Below are 17,226 nucleotides of genomic sequence, written 5' to 3' on the forward strand. Positions count from 1 at the left end.
CAGGTGAAAAAACCACTCCTTTAAATATCTACCAACAAAAAAGCCGCCTAAAAATTACTTTTCAGACAGCCTCTTTTTTATGCGGTGATGAGAAAAATTCCGAAGATTATGACCATAAAGTATCCCACAATTGTAAAGGCACCGGCATAATCGTTTGCCACCCGTTGGCCGAATAAGAGCATTAATAGCGTGATTGCGGCAAGGCTGAGGGACCATAAGGCAAGGCTGGGGTCATTATTCACATATAAGGTAAAGATTCCTGCTAAGGCTGCGAAGCCTACAATAATTTCCAGGACCAGGATGATGCCCAGTAGCAGGGAAACCATACCTCCCATAAATGTACCTTTAAAGTGCCCGGTAAGCCATTCATAATTGCCACTCCAGTTGAACAATTTATCAAGACCCGATTGTAAAAAGGTGATGATGGTAAATATAAGTATCAAGTATACCGGGATGTTCGGGATGAAATTGTCCATAATAAACTAGTTTTTATGAATGAGTCGGGTGAGTTTTATAGAAAGGTCGGTGAGGATGATCTTGGCATTTCCGTTTCTTTCTATGTGGTACATGGCGTCCTCGAGTTCTTTTGAGATCCCTGTAATGTTGTTTCCGGTGATGAAGGGGGCAAATTTCTCTAATTTGAATCCGCTGGTTTGAGGCTCCAAAAAAACGAGATCTTTTGCCTTATAGTTATACATGAGCGCCTGCCTGAAGAAATCCATACAAAAGATAAGGAATTTCTTTTGTACTTCCCTTCCTGTTCCTGCTATCATTTCGCTCCAGGCGAGTAGATCGGCGAGTGCAGTTTTATCTCCCCTGGCTTTAAAAGCAGTTCTCACCCACGAAATGAACCACTCTTCAAACTGTTCGTCACCCGAATGCTGCTTGAGAATGTGAAGGGCGTTATTGTAATTTCCATTAGCCCTGTGAGAAATGGTCAATGCTTTAGCACGATCACACTGTTCCCTTTGCACAAGACCTTCGGCAATCACTGCCTCATTAAGGGGTGGAAAATGAAGGACTTGACACCGGGACCTGATGGTTTGGATGATGCTCTCTTCTTCTTCAGTAATAAGTAGAAAAAGGGTTTTTTGAGGCGGTTCTTCTATGAGCTTCAGCAGTTTGTTGGCGCAACTGTCATTCATCTTCTCGGCCATCCATATGATCATGACCTTATAGCCACCTTCATATGACTTAAGCGAGAGCGATTTTACGATATCCTGCGCCTCATCTACGCCTATTTTACCTTGTTTATTCTCAATTCCCAGCTTTTGGTACCAGTCAAAAAGGTTCCCAAACGGTTCCTGTTGTACAAATTGCCGCCATTCTTCTGTAAAATGAGAAGAAACGGCATTTTTCTTTACCTTGTCATTGTTGGCTACGGGGTAGGCAAAATGGAGATCGGGATGTGCCAGCCTGTTCATTTTCAGGTTACAGGATTCATTTCCGGTATTATTCTCGGCACCGGTGTTTTGGCACAATATGTATTGTGCATAGGCAATGGCCATGGGGAGAGTTCCACTCCCCGAAGCACCTACAAATAACTGGGCATGAGGAATCCGGTTGTTATCTACCGTTGTGGTAAGGTGATTCTTTATGTGCGGAAGGCCTAAAACTTCAGAAAATAGCATAAGCAAAGATATAATTTCTTCACACTTTTATATCTTAGAGAATTATTTAATTTAAGCTAAAATCAGCTGTATGAAAACCATTAATGATTATAATTTTAAGGATAAAAAAGCCCTGATAAGGGTAGATTTCAATGTTCCGCTTAACGAGCAACAGGAAGTTGGTGACACCAGTCGTATTGAAGGTGCAAAACCAACCATAGATAAAATTTTGAAAGATGGCGGCAGCGCTATTCTTATGTCTCACCTGGGGCGACCAAAAGGTGTTGATAAAAAGAATTCCCTACAGCATATTGTGAAGAAAGTTTCAGAAATTCTTGGTGTAGAAGTGAAGTTTGTAGATGAATGTGTAGGCGAAAAGGCACAGCAAGCTGCAAAAGACCTTAAACCGGGAGAAGTACTGTTACTGGAGAATCTTAGATTCCATGCTGAAGAAGAAAAGGGAGATGAAGAATTCTCGAGGAAATTATCTACTCTTGGAGACATTTATGTAAATGATGCCTTTGGAACAGCACACCGTGCTCACGCTTCTACTACTATCGTGGCTAATTATTTTGAAGATAAATGTGTGGGCGCCCTGCTAGGTAAAGAGATAGACAGTCTTGAAAAGGTTTTGGGGAGTTCAGAAAAACCTGTAACTGCAGTATTGGGGGGAGCCAAAGTATCTACCAAGATCACAGTTATTGAAAATATTCTTGACAAAATTGACCACCTGATTATTGGCGGCGGAATGACTTATACTTTTACTAAGGCAAAAGGCGGTACTATTGGCGATTCTCTTGTTGAGAATGATAAGCTTGAACTGGCGCTGGAGATCCTTAGAAAAGCTGAAGAAAAGGGAGTGAAAATCCATTTGCCTGTTGATGCGGTAATAGCCGATTCTTTTTCGGAAGAAGCCGATACCAAAATAGTTTCGGTTGATGAAATTCCTGAAGGATGGATGGGACTTGATATAGGCCCTGACACAGTGAAGAAGTACGGACAAATTCTTGAAGAGTCTAAAACCATCTTGTGGAACGGCCCAATGGGAGTTTTTGAAATGCAGGCATTTGCAAAAGGAACTATTGCTGTAGGCGAGCATATTGCCGCAGCTACAAAAAAAGGAGCCTTCTCACTTGTAGGTGGAGGTGACTCTGTTGCCGCAGTTAAACAATTTGGTCTTGAAGACCAGGTAAGCTACGTTTCTACCGGTGGGGGAGCTATGCTCGAAATGCTGGAAGGAAAAAGTTTACCGGGAATTGAAGCGTTAAAAAAATAAAGAGGTACGATAATTGAAGGAAAAAAGTACTGTTTTTTGAAGAAATGACTTTAGGATGAAACAAATTTTGCCATTTTTAATGCTACTCATGTCTGTAGCTGCTTTTGCCCAGGACAAAAAAGAAGGGAAAAAGAATGTGGATGGACAGGAGAACAAAGAAACGGGCGATACCATAAGGCTTCCCGAACAGGACTTCTTCCTTTTACTAGATAGTGATGATGTAGACCTTGCTAATAAGGTACCGGTGCACAAGATCATCAAAGACTCTCTTATATTTGCCCTTTTAGACGACCCAGGAGCAGCCACTATAGACTCTCTATGGCAGCAGGAGTTGTTCGAATCCAGTTTATATATAGATTTGAAAGACTCTCTTCTAAACCAGGAATACAATGAAGTAGTTTTTGATGATCTTCCCACCGATACTTTGAAGTTAAGGCTGCAAAAGCTAAATGCTAAAACCCCTTTTAACGTTGAATACAACCCTTTGCTTGAGAATGTAATCAAATCCTACCTCAAGAGAAACAAGAAGGGAATGGAGCGCTTAATGGCTTTAAGCACCTATTATTTTCCCCTTTTTGAGCAGAAGCTGGATCTGTACAATATCCCGCTGGAAATAAAATATCTTGCTATTGTAGAATCTGCCCTTAATCCTCGTGCGAGATCACGCGTGGGTGCAACAGGGCTTTGGCAGTTCATGTTTGCAACAGGAAAAATGCACGGGCTTGATGTAAGCTCCTATGTAGATGAACGAATGGACCCAATTATGTCTACCGAAGCTGCTGCTGAATATCTTTCTACACTTTACCGGGTTTTTGAAGACTGGGATCTGGTTCTGGCCTCCTACAATTCAGGGCCGGGAAATGTTTCCAAGGCAATAAGGCGTAGTGGAGGTTCTACCAATTACTGGAATCTTCGGCCTTATCTTCCACGTGAAACAGCAGGGTATGTGCCCGCCTTCCTGGCTACTATGTACATTTTTGAATATGCCGAAGAACATGGTTTTCAGCCTCCTCACCCCCGAACTACATATTTTGAGACCGATACTATTCATCCCAGGAAAATGCTCACTTTTGAGCAAATTTCACAGGTGACAGGAGTGGAAAAGGAAATGTTGCAGTTCCTCAATCCAAGTTATAAACTTGACGTCATTCCTTTTGTGGAAGATGAAAAATATAGCCTGCGCCTGCCCAGAAACAGGACCGGACTTTTTGTAAATAATGAGGAAGCAATCTATGGGTATACACAGGCGCTTGAAGAAAAGAAAGAAGAAGCGCTACCACAGCTAATACAACCCGAATCTACAGTGAGATACCGGGTGCGAAGGGGTGATTACCTCGGGAAGATTGCCGAAAGGTATGGAGTAGGGGTAAGCCAGATCAAGCAGTGGAACAACTTGAGGAGCAATAACCTTAGAATAGGACAAAGACTGCTTATTTACCCACGGAAAAATTCGGCTACAGCCGAAAATTCCTCTTCCTCCAGAATATATACTGTAAAACAAGGGGATTCTCTTTGGAGCATTTCGAAGAAATTTCCGGGGGTTACTGTAAAACAAATAAAGAGCCTGAATAATATGAACAGCAACCGGTTGAAACCCGGAATGAAATTAAAACTCTCAGACGGGTAATAGTCCCGCTTAAATTCGATCTATGAAAAATTTTTTCGCTTTTTTTTCCGTTCTTTTTGTTTTAACCGGATGTGGTAATGGTAAAGAAGATCCAGTAGTGATTGCCAGTTCCTCCGGAAAGATCAACAACCTCACAGTGGTCATGGAAAACGACCTGTGGACGGGTGAGGTTGGAGAGGCTGTACGGCGTTACCTTGCTGCCCCGGTAGATGGGTTGCCGCAAGAAGAACCATTATTCTCCCTAAGCCAGATGCCACCTGAAGCTTACCAGGGTTTTGCAAGGAAGAACAGGATATTTTTACATATTCAAAAAGGACAGGAACCTGGAATAAAAATGGCCGATGACGCTTATGCAAGGCCACAAAAAGGCATCCTTATCACAGGGGAGGATAATGAGCAAATCATTTCCCTAATTGATGAAAATGCTGAAAAGATCATTTCAACCTTTAAGAAAACAGAACTTGCCGAGCAGCAGCGCCGCATCAGGAAATCCCTTAAAAGTGATGAAAAGCTTGAAGAGCAGCTGGGTGTTTCTCTAAAGTTCCCCACAGCATACCGATACGCCAAGGAAACCGATGATTTTTTCTGGATCAGAAAAGATATTCCTACCGGCAGTATGGAAATTCTCGTGTATGAAGTGCCAAGGCATGTCATTGAAAAGGATACCAATATAGTGGGCAATATCATTGAGATGCGTGATTCTATAGGGCAAGTCCATATTCCCGGAAGAGTTGATGGCAGCTATATGGTAACAGAATCTGCTTATGCTCCCTATCTTTTTGAATCTCAAATTGACGGAAAGTTTGCCTGGGAGTCTAAAGGGATCTGGGAAGTAAAAGGAGATTTTATGGGAGGCCCATTTATTAATTACGCTGTTCTGGATGAAGAAAATGACAGGTACGTAATTTTAGAAGGATTTGCCTTTTCACCATCGGCCCAAAAGAGGGAAAACATGATGGAGCTTGAAGCCATCCTCAAATCGGCAGAGATAAAATAACCAATAAGGTAGAAAACAAAAAAACCCAACGCAAGTTGGGTTTTTTATTCCTATTGAAAGAAAAATTATAATCTCTTTTTGTCCTCTTCGGGTTTGCTGGTAGGAGTATCATCTTTTGAAGCGTCTTTAAATTCTTTAATTCCGCTACCCAATCCTCTCATCAGTTCAGGGATTTTTCTTCCTCCAAACAACAACAACACAACGATCACAATTAATATGATTTGTGGTGCTCCAATCTGCAATGGTATAAAAACTGCACTCATAATAATCAATTTAATGTTGCAAAGTTAGTAATAAAACTTTAATCCATTTGTTTATGAGGGTATAAAACCTCTGTAAATATCTTTATATATCTTTGCCTAAGGCATTAAATATGACAAAGAACACCGAACATAAAAGAAATTTCAGGCAAAAGCTTCTGCATAAGTACAGGCTTGTTATTCTCAATGAAGACACATTTGAAGAAAAATTGTCTTTTAAACTTACCCGCCTTAACGTGTTTGTGGTAGTAACCCTTTCAGCAATTCTGCTAATTGCGGGCACCACAGTGCTTATTGCATTTACCGGGCTAAGAGAGTATATTCCCGGTTATTCTTCTACCGAACTCCAACAAAGAGCTTTGAACCTTGCCTATAAAACCGATTCCCTCCAGACTGTGGTTGAGTTAAATAACCAATACCTGGCATCTATAAAACGCGTGCTCTCTGGAGATGTTAAACCCGCAGAGTTCAATAGGGATTCACTTATGGAAGCTCACCGGTTAAGCGCAGATGAGGTAGATCTAAAACCTTCAAAAGAAGATAGCCTGCTTCGGGAAACCGTAGTGCAGGAAGATAAATATAACTTTCTCGAGACCGCTACCAGTCGTGCCAACTACGCATTATTTCCGCCTCTAAAAGGCCCTTTTTCGGAAGGATATAATATCAAGGATAAGCACTTTGGGGTAGACATTGTAGCGTCACATAACGCTCCCGTGAAAGCTGTAGCCGATGGTACTGTCATTTTTTCGGGCTGGACTGCAGAGACAGGGAACGTCATTATTATAGAACACAGCTATGGTCTTATCTCTATTTACAAACACAACTCTTCCCTCACCAAAGAGCAGGGAGATAGAGTGTTAAAAGGAGAAGTGGTGGCCACGGCAGGTTCTACGGGTGAGTATTCTACCGGCCCGCACCTGCATTTTGAACTTTGGAGCGAAGGCCGCCCTGTAAACCCCACAGATTTTATAGATTTTGAATAAAAAGTATGTCAGTAAAATCATTTGCAGCTAAAATATTCGCAGCCTACATTCGGCGCCAAATTGATTCCTGGGCCACAAAGCCGGTAGAGACTCAAAAAAGGGTTTTTGAGCAGCTCTTAAAGAAGGCAGCGGACACCGAGTTTGGAAAAGATCACGGATTTAAGAATATCTCCAGCTACCGCGAGTATGCCGCTCGTGTGCCGGTAAGAGATTATGAAGAGCTAAAACCTTATGTAGAAAAGGTGGTTGCGGGCGAGAAAGATATTCTATGGCCAGGGAAACCTATCTACTTTGCCAAGACCTCAGGTACTACAAGTGGAGCGAAATATATTCCGTTGACCAAAGAATCTATGCCTACACATATCGATGCAGCACGAAATGCGATTTTGTGCTACATCAATGACACCGGAAAAGCCGATTTTGTAGATGGAAAAATGATCTTTCTCCAGGGAAGCCCCGAGCTTGATGAGAAAAACGGTGTGAAACTGGGCAGGCTCTCCGGAATTGCGGCTCATTACGTTCCCGGCTACCTGCAACGCAACCGTATGCCTTCCTGGGAGACAAATACTATTGAAGACTGGGAAACAAAGGTTGAAGCTATAGTAGATGAAACTGTAAAGGAGGATATGACCGTTATTAGCGGGATCCCTTCCTGGGTACAAATGTATTTTGAAAGGCTGCAGGCGCGCACAGGCAAAAAGGTGGGAGATATCTTTCCTAATTTCAACCTGTTCATTTACGGCGGAGTCAACTTTGAACCTTACCGTGCAAAATTTGAAAGTTTAATTGGCCGAAGGGTTGATAGTATTGAACTTTTTCCTGCTTCTGAAGGCTTTTTTGCATATCAGGACAGGCAGGATGAAAAGGGGATGTTACTATTGCTGGATTCAGGCATCTTCTACGAGTTTATTAAGGCTGATGAATTCTATTCTGGAAATCCGCGGCGGTACACCATTGGGGAAGTGGAGCTGGGAATTAACTACGTGATGATCATTTCTACCACGGCAGGTCTTTGGGCTTACGACCTGGGAGATACCATTCAGTTTACCTCTCTGGCACCATACAGGGTGATCGTTTCAGGAAGAATAAAGCATTTTATTTCGGCTTTTGGAGAACACGTGATTGCCAAAGAAGTAGAGCAGGCCATGCAGGAAGCCACGGCCGGCACAGGCATCCAGATCAGCGAATTCACAGTAGCACCACAAATCACTCCCGAAGGAGATCAACTGCCGTACCACGAATGGTTTATTGAATTTGAGGAAGAACCCAAAGATTTAGATACTTTTGCAGTAGCATTAGACAAATCTCTTCAGCAGCAAAATTCCTATTATCTCGATTTGATAGAAGGCAAGATCCTTCAGCAATTAAAAATCAGCACTGTTCCCACAAATGGTTTTCAGCAATACATGAAATCCATTGGAAAACTGGGCGGGCAAAACAAATTACCAAGACTTTCCAACGATCGCAAGATTGCCGAAGTTTTGGAAAATATAAAAAACAGCAAATAAAATTATGGGTAATTTAAAATTACAGGGACGTACAAGAGCACAGGAAAGCTCCAACGCTATAGAACGCATGTATATTACAATGCGTCACCTTTTTAACAGGGGATTCTATAAGCCTATGGGCGTTTCGGGGGAAACCTTGCGCGAAGCTCTTTTGATTCTTCGTCCCGAAATATATGGCTCTGTAGCCGAAGAAAAAGTGGAGCTTAACGGACTCTTATATGTCATGGACAGGCTTCCGCTTGGCCTTGAAGAATGTCGCTTCATCAATCTCACCAGCGATGAAGGTTACGGTAACTCTCACTTTAAACCTATCGTTCCGCCAAAAAGGCGCAGAAACTGCTACAGGATCGATGAGGAGCAAATGAATATCGAGATCACCCGTGGGCGGTCAGAAATTTATGATATTCTTACTCACCTCACTTTCCTTTTCATTGAGTCTCACAAGATCATGAGGCGGGTGCTTATTGATGAAGAAGGAGAAGTATCTCGTGACTGGCAAAAACTGGAGGTTGCGGTAACTCAAAAGGAACCTTTAACCCAGGCGCAGCGTGAAGTAGCGCTTACTCACACAGCAAATATTCTTGGTCGCACCTTTAGGGAAGTGACCACAATTTATCCCCTTTTTAGCACCTCAACCAGCCCCGAGAGATTTTTGCACATCATTTATTACTTGGGGAAACTGGCGTTAGATGAAATGCTCAACAACAACAAACGTATCGTGACCTTTAGCCCTGTGCTTAGAGAACGCCTGGGGCATCACATTCACGGGGAAATTTGGGCAAATAAGGTAAAGGAAGTCCTTCTGGAGAAAAACCTGATGAACCGTCCTTTGCACATCATAAGTGCAAACATGCACAGCGTGATGAATACGCTTTATGCTTCGGAAGCTTTAAAACCTGAGCTCAAGAAAAAATCGCTCTTCGGAATCTATGAAGATCTTAGCAACAACGCCAATGGGCAGCTAAGAATGAAAGTGATGAAAAATGCTGTTGCTGAAGGGATGGTTTTTATTGAAGATACCAGTGGTGCCAACATTGATGTCCAGGTGTTTGATACTGCCCGGATGTCGCTCGTAAATCCAAAATTCAAGAGTGGTAGCAAGGTAAAGGATGAGGATAAGCCGGTGATCATGGTGATGGATTACGCATTTGGAGAGCAGGCTTACGAAACCATGGATGAAATGCTGAAGCCTTACCAGTCCGAACACGGTAATATTCACCTGAATGTTGCCTCAATCTCTATCATGGGGAAAGCCGGAATTCTTGTAGGAGGTAAGGGTGACATCATGATCCCAACCGCCCACCTCTTTGAAGGTACCGCCGATAATTATCCGTTTCATAACGAGCTTACCAAAGAAGATCTTGAAGGTAACGGAATACACGTGTGCGATGGTTCAATGATCACGGTTTTAGGAACATCGCTTCAGAACAAGGATATTTTGAAGTTCTTCCACGAATCTACATGGAACGTGGTAGGGCTGGAGATGGAAGGTGCACATTATCAAAAAGCGGTGCAGGCTGCGGCAAGATTACGTAAGAACATCAGTGAAGATGTGAAGGTAAGATATGCCTATTATGCTTCAGATAACCCGCTGGAAACAGGAAGTACACTGGCTTCAGGCGGTCTTGGAACTACCGGCGTAAAACCGACCTATCTTATTACTGAAAAAATACTGGAACAAATTTTCGAAGTTCCGAAGATATCCGAAAAAGAGAAAGAACCTAAAAAAGAGAAAGCATAAATGAACGATAAGAAATACACTCTGGTTACAGGTGGAGCCGGTTTTATAGGTTCTAATTATATCAATCTCTTTATTGAGGATAAAGACACCCATATTGTCAACCTCGATCTACTCACTTACGCCGGAAGTCTCGACAACCTGGAGATAGAGGGGCACGAGAACTACACCTTCATAAAAGGGGATATTAGAGACAAGGAGCTGGTAAAAAACCTGTTCGAAAAATACCATTTTTCGAGGGTGATAAATTTTGCAGCCGAATCTCATGTAGATAATTCAATCTTGAATCCTGCGGCCTTCGTTGAAACAAACATCAACGGAACTTTCAACCTGCTGCAAACTGCCTATAATCTTTGGATGGATGGCCCATTTGAACTGAAGGAAGAGTACAACGATGCCAAATTCCTTCACGTTTCAACCGATGAGGTCTATGGCACATTGGGAGCTGAAGGATTGTTTACAGAAGAAACTCCGTATGCGCCAAATAGTCCGTATTCGGCTTCAAAAGCAGCTTCAGATTTTTTGGTGCGCAGTTATTTCCATACCTACGGAATGCCTGTTTTAACAACCAACTGCTCTAATAATTACGGGCCTCATCAACACGATGAAAAACTGATTCCTACTATTATTCGAACAGCCCTAAAAGAAGAACCTATTCCCATTTATGGAGACGGCAAGAATGTGAGGGACTGGTTATACGTTTTAGATCATTGCAAAGGCATCAACCTGGTACTCAAAAATGGCAAATTTGGGGAGACTTATAACATTGGTGGCCGCAATGAACGTGAGAACATTTATATTGCCCAGAAGATTTCTGAAATTCTTGATAAACTGGTGCCTCGTGAAAACGGCGAAAGTTACACCCAGCTAATCACTTTTGTGAAAGACAGGCCGGGGCACGACCAGCGTTATGCTATAGATGCTACAAAACTTGAATCACAACTGGGTTGGAAAGCCGCTGAGAACTTTGAATCGGGTATAGAAAAAACGGTACGTTGGTACCTGGAAAAATACAGTGCATGAAAGGCATAATACTGGCAGGAGGATCGGGAACAAGGCTGCACCCTTTAACGCTTGCAGTGAGCAAGCAGTTAATGCCGGTGTATGATAAGCCAATGATCTATTATCCGCTCTCTACTTTGATGATGGCGGGGATTAGAGAGATCCTTATCATTTCCACCCCAAAAGATCTGCCTTTGTTCAGGGAATTGTTGGGGGATGGAAGCCGGTATGGATGCGAATTTCAATACGCAGTGCAGGATGAGCCGAGGGGGCTTGCCGAAGCCTTTATCATTGGAGCCGATTTTATTGGTAATGATAAGGTGGCTCTTATTCTGGGAGATAATATTTTTTATGGTTCGGGGCTCGATAAACTGCTGCAAAGCAATAGTGATCCCAATGGCGGAATGATCTTCGCTTACCATGTGCATGACCCAAAACGCTACGGGGTTGTTGATTTTGACGAGACAGGAAAAGTAATATCTATTGAAGAAAAACCCGCTTCTCCCAGGTCAAATTTTGCGGTTCCGGGAATCTATTTCTACGACAATGAAGTGGTAGAGATCGCCAGGGGCATAAAACCTTCGGGCAGGGCAGAACTTGAGATTACCGATGTGAACAACGATTACCTCCAAAAAGGGAAGTTACAGGTAAGCATTCTTGACAAGGGTACGGCCTGGCTCGACACCGGCACCTTTGATTCCCTCATGAAAGCTTCACAATTTGTGCAGGTCATTGAAGAACGGCAGGGATTGAAGATAGGGGCAATAGAAGAAACCGCCTATAATATGGGCTATATAGATAAACAGCAGCTGCATAAGCTGGCCCAGCCTCTTTTAAAAAGCGGGTATGGCGAATACCTTTTACAATTAGATTAATATGTTAGAAATTGAACAGACTCCTTTAAAAGATTGTTTTTTGCTGAAACCTTCAGTTTTTCGGGATCACCGCGGCACGTTTCTGGAAAGCTTCAGCCAAAGGAGATTTGAAGAGGTAACAGGCCTGGAAATGGAGTTTGTGCAGGACAATCAATCATCTTCCAAAAAAGGTGTTTTGAGAGGGCTTCATTTTCAGAAGGGAAAATTCGCACAGTCAAAATTGGTGCGAACAGTGGTGGGGAAGGTTCTGGATGTTGTTGTAGATCTTCGGCCAGATTCCCCAACCTACAAAAAGTCATTTAAAGTGGTTTTAAGCGACGAAAACCATCATCAGCTCTTCGTGCCTGCCGGATTTGCACATGGCTTTCTCACGCTGTCTGAAATATCAGTTTTCGCATATAAATGTGACCAGTACTTTCACAAAGATGCCGATGCCGGTGTTTATTACAATGATCCTACTTTCAATATAGATTGGGAATTTCCTGAAGATGAGCTCATCCTTTCAGAAAAAGATGCTCATCTTCCCACTTTTAAAGAACTGGGGCTATGAAAATTTTGGTCACCGGGGCAGGAGGGCAGTTGGGAAAATGCTTTAAAGAGGCTTCTCTAAAGTACCCTGATCTCAATTTCACCTTCACAACTTCAGATGATCTCGATCTTTCACAATTTGCTGTCGTGGGAGCTTATATGCGCAGGGAGAAACTTGATATCTGCATCAATTGTGCTGCCTACACAAATGTAGAACAGGCCGAAAAGGAGCAGGAAATGGCTTACCTTTTAAATGCTGAAAGTGTGAGAAATCTTGCCAGAGATTGTGAGGAAACCGGCTGCACGCTTATTCATATCTCTACAGATTATGTGTTTAATGGAAAGAAAGATTCTCCATATTCCGAAGAAGACGCTACAGATCCGCTGAATGTCTATGGTGCATCGAAGTTGCTGGGGGAGCAGTATATCCAGGAAGCTACAAACCGATATCTCATTTTCAGGACCTCATGGTTATATTCAGAAATCGGGAAGAATTTTTTCAACACCATCAGGTCAAAAGCCAGGGCAGGTGAAACTTTAAATATCACTACTTCCCAAAAGGGAACCCCCACTAATGCTCACGATCTTGCTGCTTTTATTCTGGAGATCATTGCAACAGGCAAGATAAAATTTGGATTGTACCACTACAGTAATCTGGGAGAGGCCACTTGGTTTGATTTTGCCAAAGAAATCCTTGACATCACTGGTTCTGATGTAGAGTTGATTGAAAACAATGACTACCAGACACTCGCCGTGAGGCCGTCTTACAGTGTACTGAATAAAGAAAAGGTACAACAGGTTTTTAACCTGCCTATTCTTCACTGGAAGGAGAGCGTAAAGAAGCTCTGTCAAAAGTTGTAATCCCTCTCAATGAACCATTTAAAGTGGCGTACATCCTCTTCAACCATATCTTCAAAAACAGGATTTAAAAGACGGGCCGCACTTTCTCCGGGTATTCCACCAGGGGCGTGATAGGAGATCACAATGTGTAGCTCTGTTCCTTCCCCCGCATCGCGAAATTCTACTTTTCCGGCATTCTCAATAGATGAACCCGGTAAAGATTGCCAGCCCAGCAGTGCAAAAGGTCTTTCCTTTACAATTTCACTTTTCCACCTTAGCGTTCCAACATGTCCCGGTAAATGGGCTTCCCAAACAGAAATACTGTCGTTTAGACTTTCCACGCTTTCAAGGTGCTCCATGAACAGCGGAAGGTTTTCAAGGTTCCGCCAAAAGTTATAGACTTCTTCCCGGGGTTTATCCACTACTAAACTCAGCTGAATATTTACATTACGACTGCGATTGTCGGGTTTGGTTTTTCCAATGGCGTTATACAGAAAACAATTTCCCGAGATCCCCCTGTATAGCAGGTAACCGGCAATAACAGCTTCAATGCCGCTTTTCTTTTCCTTTCCCAATGCATCATAAAGAAAGTAGGCTCCTGCCAGGAAGGAAGCCCCTCTTTCGGCATCGCTTACATTGGTGTTGAGGTGTCGTAAAAAATTTCTCATAGGTAATAATTTTCTGTTGTTAGCCTAATTTACTCATATTGCGGGCAATGCTTAGTTTCAGTTTTGCTTAAATTGGGTTAAATTATTCTTAAATACAACATTAACTGCTGCTGCTGTACCTTCAGGAACAGCTGTATCCCTTAAATTTTATTACTTTCGAGGGTAAAACCAACCAATGAAGAAAAGAATCCTCATCACCGGGGCTGCAGGATTTCTGGGTTCCCACCTGTGTGATAAATTTATAAATGAAGGTTACCATGTGATTGGAATGGACAATCTTATCACAGGTGACAAAAGAAACATTGAGCATCTTTTTAAGCTGGAGAATTTTGAGTTTTACCATCATGATGTGACCACTTTTGTGCATGTACCGGGAGATCTGGACTATATTTTGCATTTTGCATCTCCTGCCAGTCCCATAGATTACCTTAAGATCCCTATCCAAACCCTAAAAGTGGGCTCTTTGGGAACTCACAACCTTTTAGGGCTCGCCATGGTTAAAAAGGCGAGGATCCTTATTGCTTCTACTTCGGAAGTTTACGGAGACCCGCTGGTACATCCCCAAACCGAAGAATACTACGGCAACGTGAACACTATTGGCCCCCGCGGCGTATATGATGAAGCTAAAAGATTTCAGGAATCTATTACCATGGCCTATCACCGTTTTCACGGACTCGAGACAAGGATAGTGCGAATCTTTAATACCTATGGGCCCAGAATGAGGTTAAACGACGGGCGTGTGATCCCTGCATTTATCGGCCAGGCTTTAAGGGGAGAAGATCTTACTGTCTTCGGAGATGGTTCACAAACCAGGTCTTTTTGCTATGTAGATGACCAGGTAGAGGGAATATACAGGCTGTTGCTAAGTGACTATGCCTATCCCGTGAATATTGGAAACCCGCATGAGATCACAATTAAAGATTTTGCTGAAGAAATCATCAGGTTGACAGGAACAGATCAAAAGATCATATACAAACCCTTGCCCGAAGATGACCCTATGCAGCGGCAGCCCGATATTTCTAAAGCTAAAGAGGTTTTGGGCTGGGAGCCCCAAGTGTCACGTAGCGAAGGGATGAAAAAGACCTACGAATATTTTAAAGATCTTAGTGAGGAAGAACTCTATAGAAGTGAACATAAAGACTTCTCAAAACATATCCGAAAATAGCATTTTTGAGGCCTTATGTTTTGGCTGTTCCGCAGGAATTTTTATAATGGCTAAAACCTGAAAATGAAGAAAAAGTCTTTGGTTTCTGTCATCATGCCGGCCTATAATGCTGCCGGTTTTATTGCTGAAAGTATTCGCTCTGTACAGCAGCAAACCCATTCTAACTGGGAATTGCTGGTAATTGACGATGCCTCGCATGATGCTACTTCAAAAATTACTGAAGGTTTCATTGCCGAAGATGACCGCATTAAACTGCACGTACTGCCCACAAACCAGGGCGCCGGTTTTGCCCGAAATATTGGCATAAAAGCGGCTACAGGAGATTTCATCTCCTTTCTGGATGCCGATGACCTCTGGAAGCCCCAAAAGCTGGAAAAGCAGCTTAAACTGATGCAGGAGGAGCAAGTAAGGGTTTGCTATGGCAGCTATGAACTCATGAACGAAGACGGTGAAAGGCTGAATAAACAAATAAAGGCACTCAAAACCCTCACTTTTTCAAAGCTTAAGAAAGCAAATTATATTGGCAACCTCACTGGAATCTATGATGCCCGATCGCTGGGGAAGATCTATTGCCCGCTTATCAGGAAAAGACAGGATTGGGGCCTTTGGCTGTTGGCAGTGAGAAAAGCAGGTGGCGCCAAAGGAATTAAGGAGCCGCTCGCCATCTACCGGGAACGCAGGGGTTCAATTTCCCAAAACAAAATGGAAATGCTTGGGTATAACTATAAGGTTTACAGGGAGGTGCTCAAGTATTCTGCTGTAAAAAGCCTTTTTTGGATGGTATTGTTCCTGTGGGAGCAACTTTTTGTGAAACAGAAACAGAAAGTCTCCTTACACAAGTGATTCAAACTGCTTCAGCTTTCCTCTTTTGCTTCGGTCGAGCAGCAGTTTATGTTCAAAGCTGAGGTTTAACCCTTTTTCGAGATAAGTTTCCATAGCAGCTTCGATCTTTTTCTTTTGAGGCGGCTTTAATTCATCTTCAGAAACATAAATCACTTTAAAAGAGCCGGGAGCAGTCTGCTGCACAATAAATTCTTTGATATTTCCGCTGTTTTCAATCACAGTTTTGGTGACGTAATAGAAAGTTAGGCCGGGTACTACTTTTCCGCTCGGTAAAAAGGCAACATCATTTGTCCTTCCTAAAAGTTTCTTCAAAATGCCCTTTTTGACACTTGAGTTTTCAGCAAGAGCACCGCTGTCGCCAATGTCGTATCGAATAAAAGGATGCGCTTTGTTGTAGAGCGAGGTAATGACGATACGTCCCTCTTCGCCCGGGGCTACGGCTTTGCCTGTCTCGTCCAGAATTTCCACAAAAAGGGTTTCGCTGTTGAGCACCAATTCCCCTGCATTATTCTGAAATGCCAGCAGCCCCAGTTCACTCGCGCCGTATTCATTAACAATTGGTATCCCAAAGGTCTTTTCCATAAGTTTCCTGTCTTCCTCAAACAACATTTCGCTGGTGACAATGCAAAGCCTCAGGCTGGGACAAATATTCTTTAGAACCAGGTTCTTTTTCTGAAGGAATTTTGCAAAGAGCAGGATAGAGCTGGTGTAGCCGTTTATGTATTCAAAAGGCCTTTTCTGAAACTTCAGCAGGAATTCTTCCATTTTTTTATCATTGAGATTGAAAATGGGAAACCGGTATCTCCTGCCAAAGTAATCTTTTAGCCGTTCTTTGAAATAGCCATACTGGTCAAAGGGAATTCCGTAGAAGCGGGCCTGTAAAGATTTGTCGAGATCAATATTGTACCAGCGGTAACGGTCGTAAAATTCGGCCCACGAGAGGGCGTGGCAAAATTTGTCTTTGGCAAAAATGAAAGGATGACCGCTGGAGCCGGAAGTCTTTCCAACATAGCTGTTCCCGGCGTTAAAACCTTTGATGAAGCGTTCTTTAAGAGGTCGTTGCAGGTCTTTCTTCTGCATTACCGGCACCTCTTCCCAGGTGTTGAATTCACTGCTTCCGAAGAAATCGCGGTAAAATGGATTGTGCTTTAAATGGTGTTCAACAATTTCTCTTTTTCTTTCCCCAACATAGGTTTTATATTCTTCCTCCGGAATATTCCGGATCTCTTCCAGGACTTTTTTAGCCTTCTTTATAGGAAAACGGTTGAGTTGTAAGGAGAGGCTGAACCAGTTCAAAGTTGAAATT

At 42.8% G+C, this 17,226-nt stretch carries 17 protein-coding genes; 12 read left to right on the forward strand and 5 right to left on the reverse strand.

The annotated features are described in order from the left end of the window. Window positions 1-77 precede the first annotated feature (77 nt). Window positions 78-476: a DoxX family protein gene (locus OQ279_RS10065; RefSeq protein WP_266069737.1), complete on the reverse strand. Its 399-nt coding sequence runs from the start codon at window positions 474-476 to the stop codon at window positions 78-80. 6 nt (window positions 477-482) lie between these two features. Further along, window positions 483-1,631 (reverse strand): DNA polymerase III subunit, encoded by a 1,149-nt coding sequence (locus OQ279_RS10070; RefSeq protein ID WP_266069738.1) that lies wholly within the window; start codon window positions 1,629-1,631, stop codon window positions 483-485. Between the two features lie 70 nt (window positions 1,632-1,701). Between OQ279_RS10070 and OQ279_RS10075 the strand changes: the two genes are divergently transcribed. The 3 genes from OQ279_RS10075 to OQ279_RS10085 are packed head-to-tail and all read left to right on the forward strand — an operon-like array spanning window position 1,702 to window position 5,510. Then, on the forward strand, window positions 1,702-2,886 hold the full coding sequence (locus OQ279_RS10075) for a phosphoglycerate kinase (protein ID WP_266069739.1): 1,185 nt from the start codon (window positions 1,702-1,704) through the stop codon (window positions 2,884-2,886). Between the two features lie 55 nt (window positions 2,887-2,941). After that, window positions 2,942-4,513, forward strand: coding sequence for a lytic transglycosylase domain-containing protein (locus tag OQ279_RS10080; protein ID WP_266069740.1), 1,572 nt, complete (start codon window positions 2,942-2,944; stop codon window positions 4,511-4,513). Window positions 4,514-4,535: 22 nt separating this feature from the next. Next, window positions 4,536-5,510, forward strand: a complete 975-nt coding sequence (locus tag OQ279_RS10085; RefSeq protein WP_266069741.1) for a DUF4837 family protein — start codon at window positions 4,536-4,538, stop codon at window positions 5,508-5,510. Window positions 5,511-5,575: 65 nt separating this feature from the next. Here OQ279_RS10085 and tatA read toward each other — a convergent pair whose 3' ends face one another. Continuing rightward, window positions 5,576-5,773 (reverse strand): twin-arginine translocase TatA/TatE family subunit, encoded by a 198-nt coding sequence (gene tatA, locus OQ279_RS10090; protein WP_266069742.1) that lies wholly within the window; start codon window positions 5,771-5,773, stop codon window positions 5,576-5,578. 110 nt (window positions 5,774-5,883) lie between these two features. Here tatA and OQ279_RS10095 point away from each other — a divergent pair, with 110 nt between their 5' ends. From OQ279_RS10095 to rfbD, 7 genes are read left to right on the forward strand one after another with little or no spacing between them, the layout of a single operon-like run. Further along, a complete protein-coding gene (locus OQ279_RS10095) occupies window positions 5,884-6,753 on the forward strand; it encodes a M23 family metallopeptidase (RefSeq protein ID WP_266069743.1) in 870 nt (289 codons plus the stop codon). A 5-nt stretch (window positions 6,754-6,758) separates the two neighbouring features. Continuing rightward, the gene (locus OQ279_RS10100) at window positions 6,759-8,261 is read left to right on the forward strand and encodes a GH3 auxin-responsive promoter family protein (RefSeq protein WP_266069744.1); all 1,503 of its coding nucleotides are present in this window, start codon (window positions 6,759-6,761) and stop codon (window positions 8,259-8,261) included. A gap of 4 nt (window positions 8,262-8,265) precedes the next feature. Then, the gene (locus OQ279_RS10105; RefSeq protein ID WP_266069746.1) at window positions 8,266-10,002 is read left to right on the forward strand and encodes a DUF6909 family protein; all 1,737 of its coding nucleotides are present in this window, start codon (window positions 8,266-8,268) and stop codon (window positions 10,000-10,002) included. Next, window positions 10,003-11,022 carry a dTDP-glucose 4,6-dehydratase gene (rfbB, locus tag OQ279_RS10110; RefSeq protein ID WP_266069747.1) on the forward strand — a complete coding sequence of 340 codons (1,020 nt, stop codon included), beginning with the start codon at window positions 10,003-10,005 and terminating at the stop codon, window positions 11,020-11,022. After that, the gene (rfbA, locus tag OQ279_RS10115) at window positions 11,019-11,876 is read left to right on the forward strand and encodes a glucose-1-phosphate thymidylyltransferase RfbA (protein ID WP_266069748.1); all 858 of its coding nucleotides are present in this window, start codon (window positions 11,019-11,021) and stop codon (window positions 11,874-11,876) included. The genes rfbB and rfbA overlap by 4 nt, the downstream gene beginning before the upstream one ends. A 1-nt stretch (window position 11,877) precedes the next feature. Then, a complete protein-coding gene (gene rfbC, locus OQ279_RS10120) occupies window positions 11,878-12,426 on the forward strand; it encodes a dTDP-4-dehydrorhamnose 3,5-epimerase (RefSeq protein ID WP_266069749.1) in 549 nt (182 codons plus the stop codon). Then, the gene (gene rfbD / locus OQ279_RS10125) at window positions 12,423-13,265 is read left to right on the forward strand and encodes a dTDP-4-dehydrorhamnose reductase (RefSeq protein ID WP_266069751.1); all 843 of its coding nucleotides are present in this window, start codon (window positions 12,423-12,425) and stop codon (window positions 13,263-13,265) included. The genes rfbC and rfbD overlap by 4 nt, the downstream gene beginning before the upstream one ends. Here the strand turns inward: rfbD and OQ279_RS10130 are convergent. Beyond that, window positions 13,253-13,912 (reverse strand): SRPBCC family protein, encoded by a 660-nt coding sequence (locus OQ279_RS10130; RefSeq protein WP_266069752.1) that lies wholly within the window; start codon window positions 13,910-13,912, stop codon window positions 13,253-13,255. The genes rfbD and OQ279_RS10130 overlap by 13 nt on opposite strands. Before the next feature lie 175 nt (window positions 13,913-14,087). Here OQ279_RS10130 and OQ279_RS10135 point away from each other — a divergent pair, with 175 nt between their 5' ends. Further along, window positions 14,088-15,077 (forward strand): UDP-glucuronic acid decarboxylase family protein, encoded by a 990-nt coding sequence (locus OQ279_RS10135; protein WP_266069753.1) that lies wholly within the window; start codon window positions 14,088-14,090, stop codon window positions 15,075-15,077. Window positions 15,078-15,140: 63 nt separating this feature from the next. Further along, complete coding sequence (locus OQ279_RS10140; protein WP_266069755.1) at window positions 15,141-15,920, forward strand: glycosyltransferase family 2 protein; 780 nt, start codon at window positions 15,141-15,143, stop codon at window positions 15,918-15,920. Here OQ279_RS10140 and OQ279_RS10145 read toward each other — a convergent pair. Continuing rightward, on the reverse strand, window positions 15,909-17,216 hold the full coding sequence (locus OQ279_RS10145; RefSeq protein ID WP_266069757.1) for a phenylacetate--CoA ligase family protein: 1,308 nt from the start codon (window positions 17,214-17,216) through the stop codon (window positions 15,909-15,911). The genes OQ279_RS10140 and OQ279_RS10145 overlap by 12 nt on opposite strands. Window positions 17,217-17,226 lie beyond the last annotated feature (10 nt).

It is taken from the genome of Salinimicrobium profundisediminis (genome assembly GCF_026241755.1).
Lineage (GTDB): Bacteria > Bacteroidota > Bacteroidia > Flavobacteriales > Flavobacteriaceae > Salinimicrobium > Salinimicrobium profundisediminis.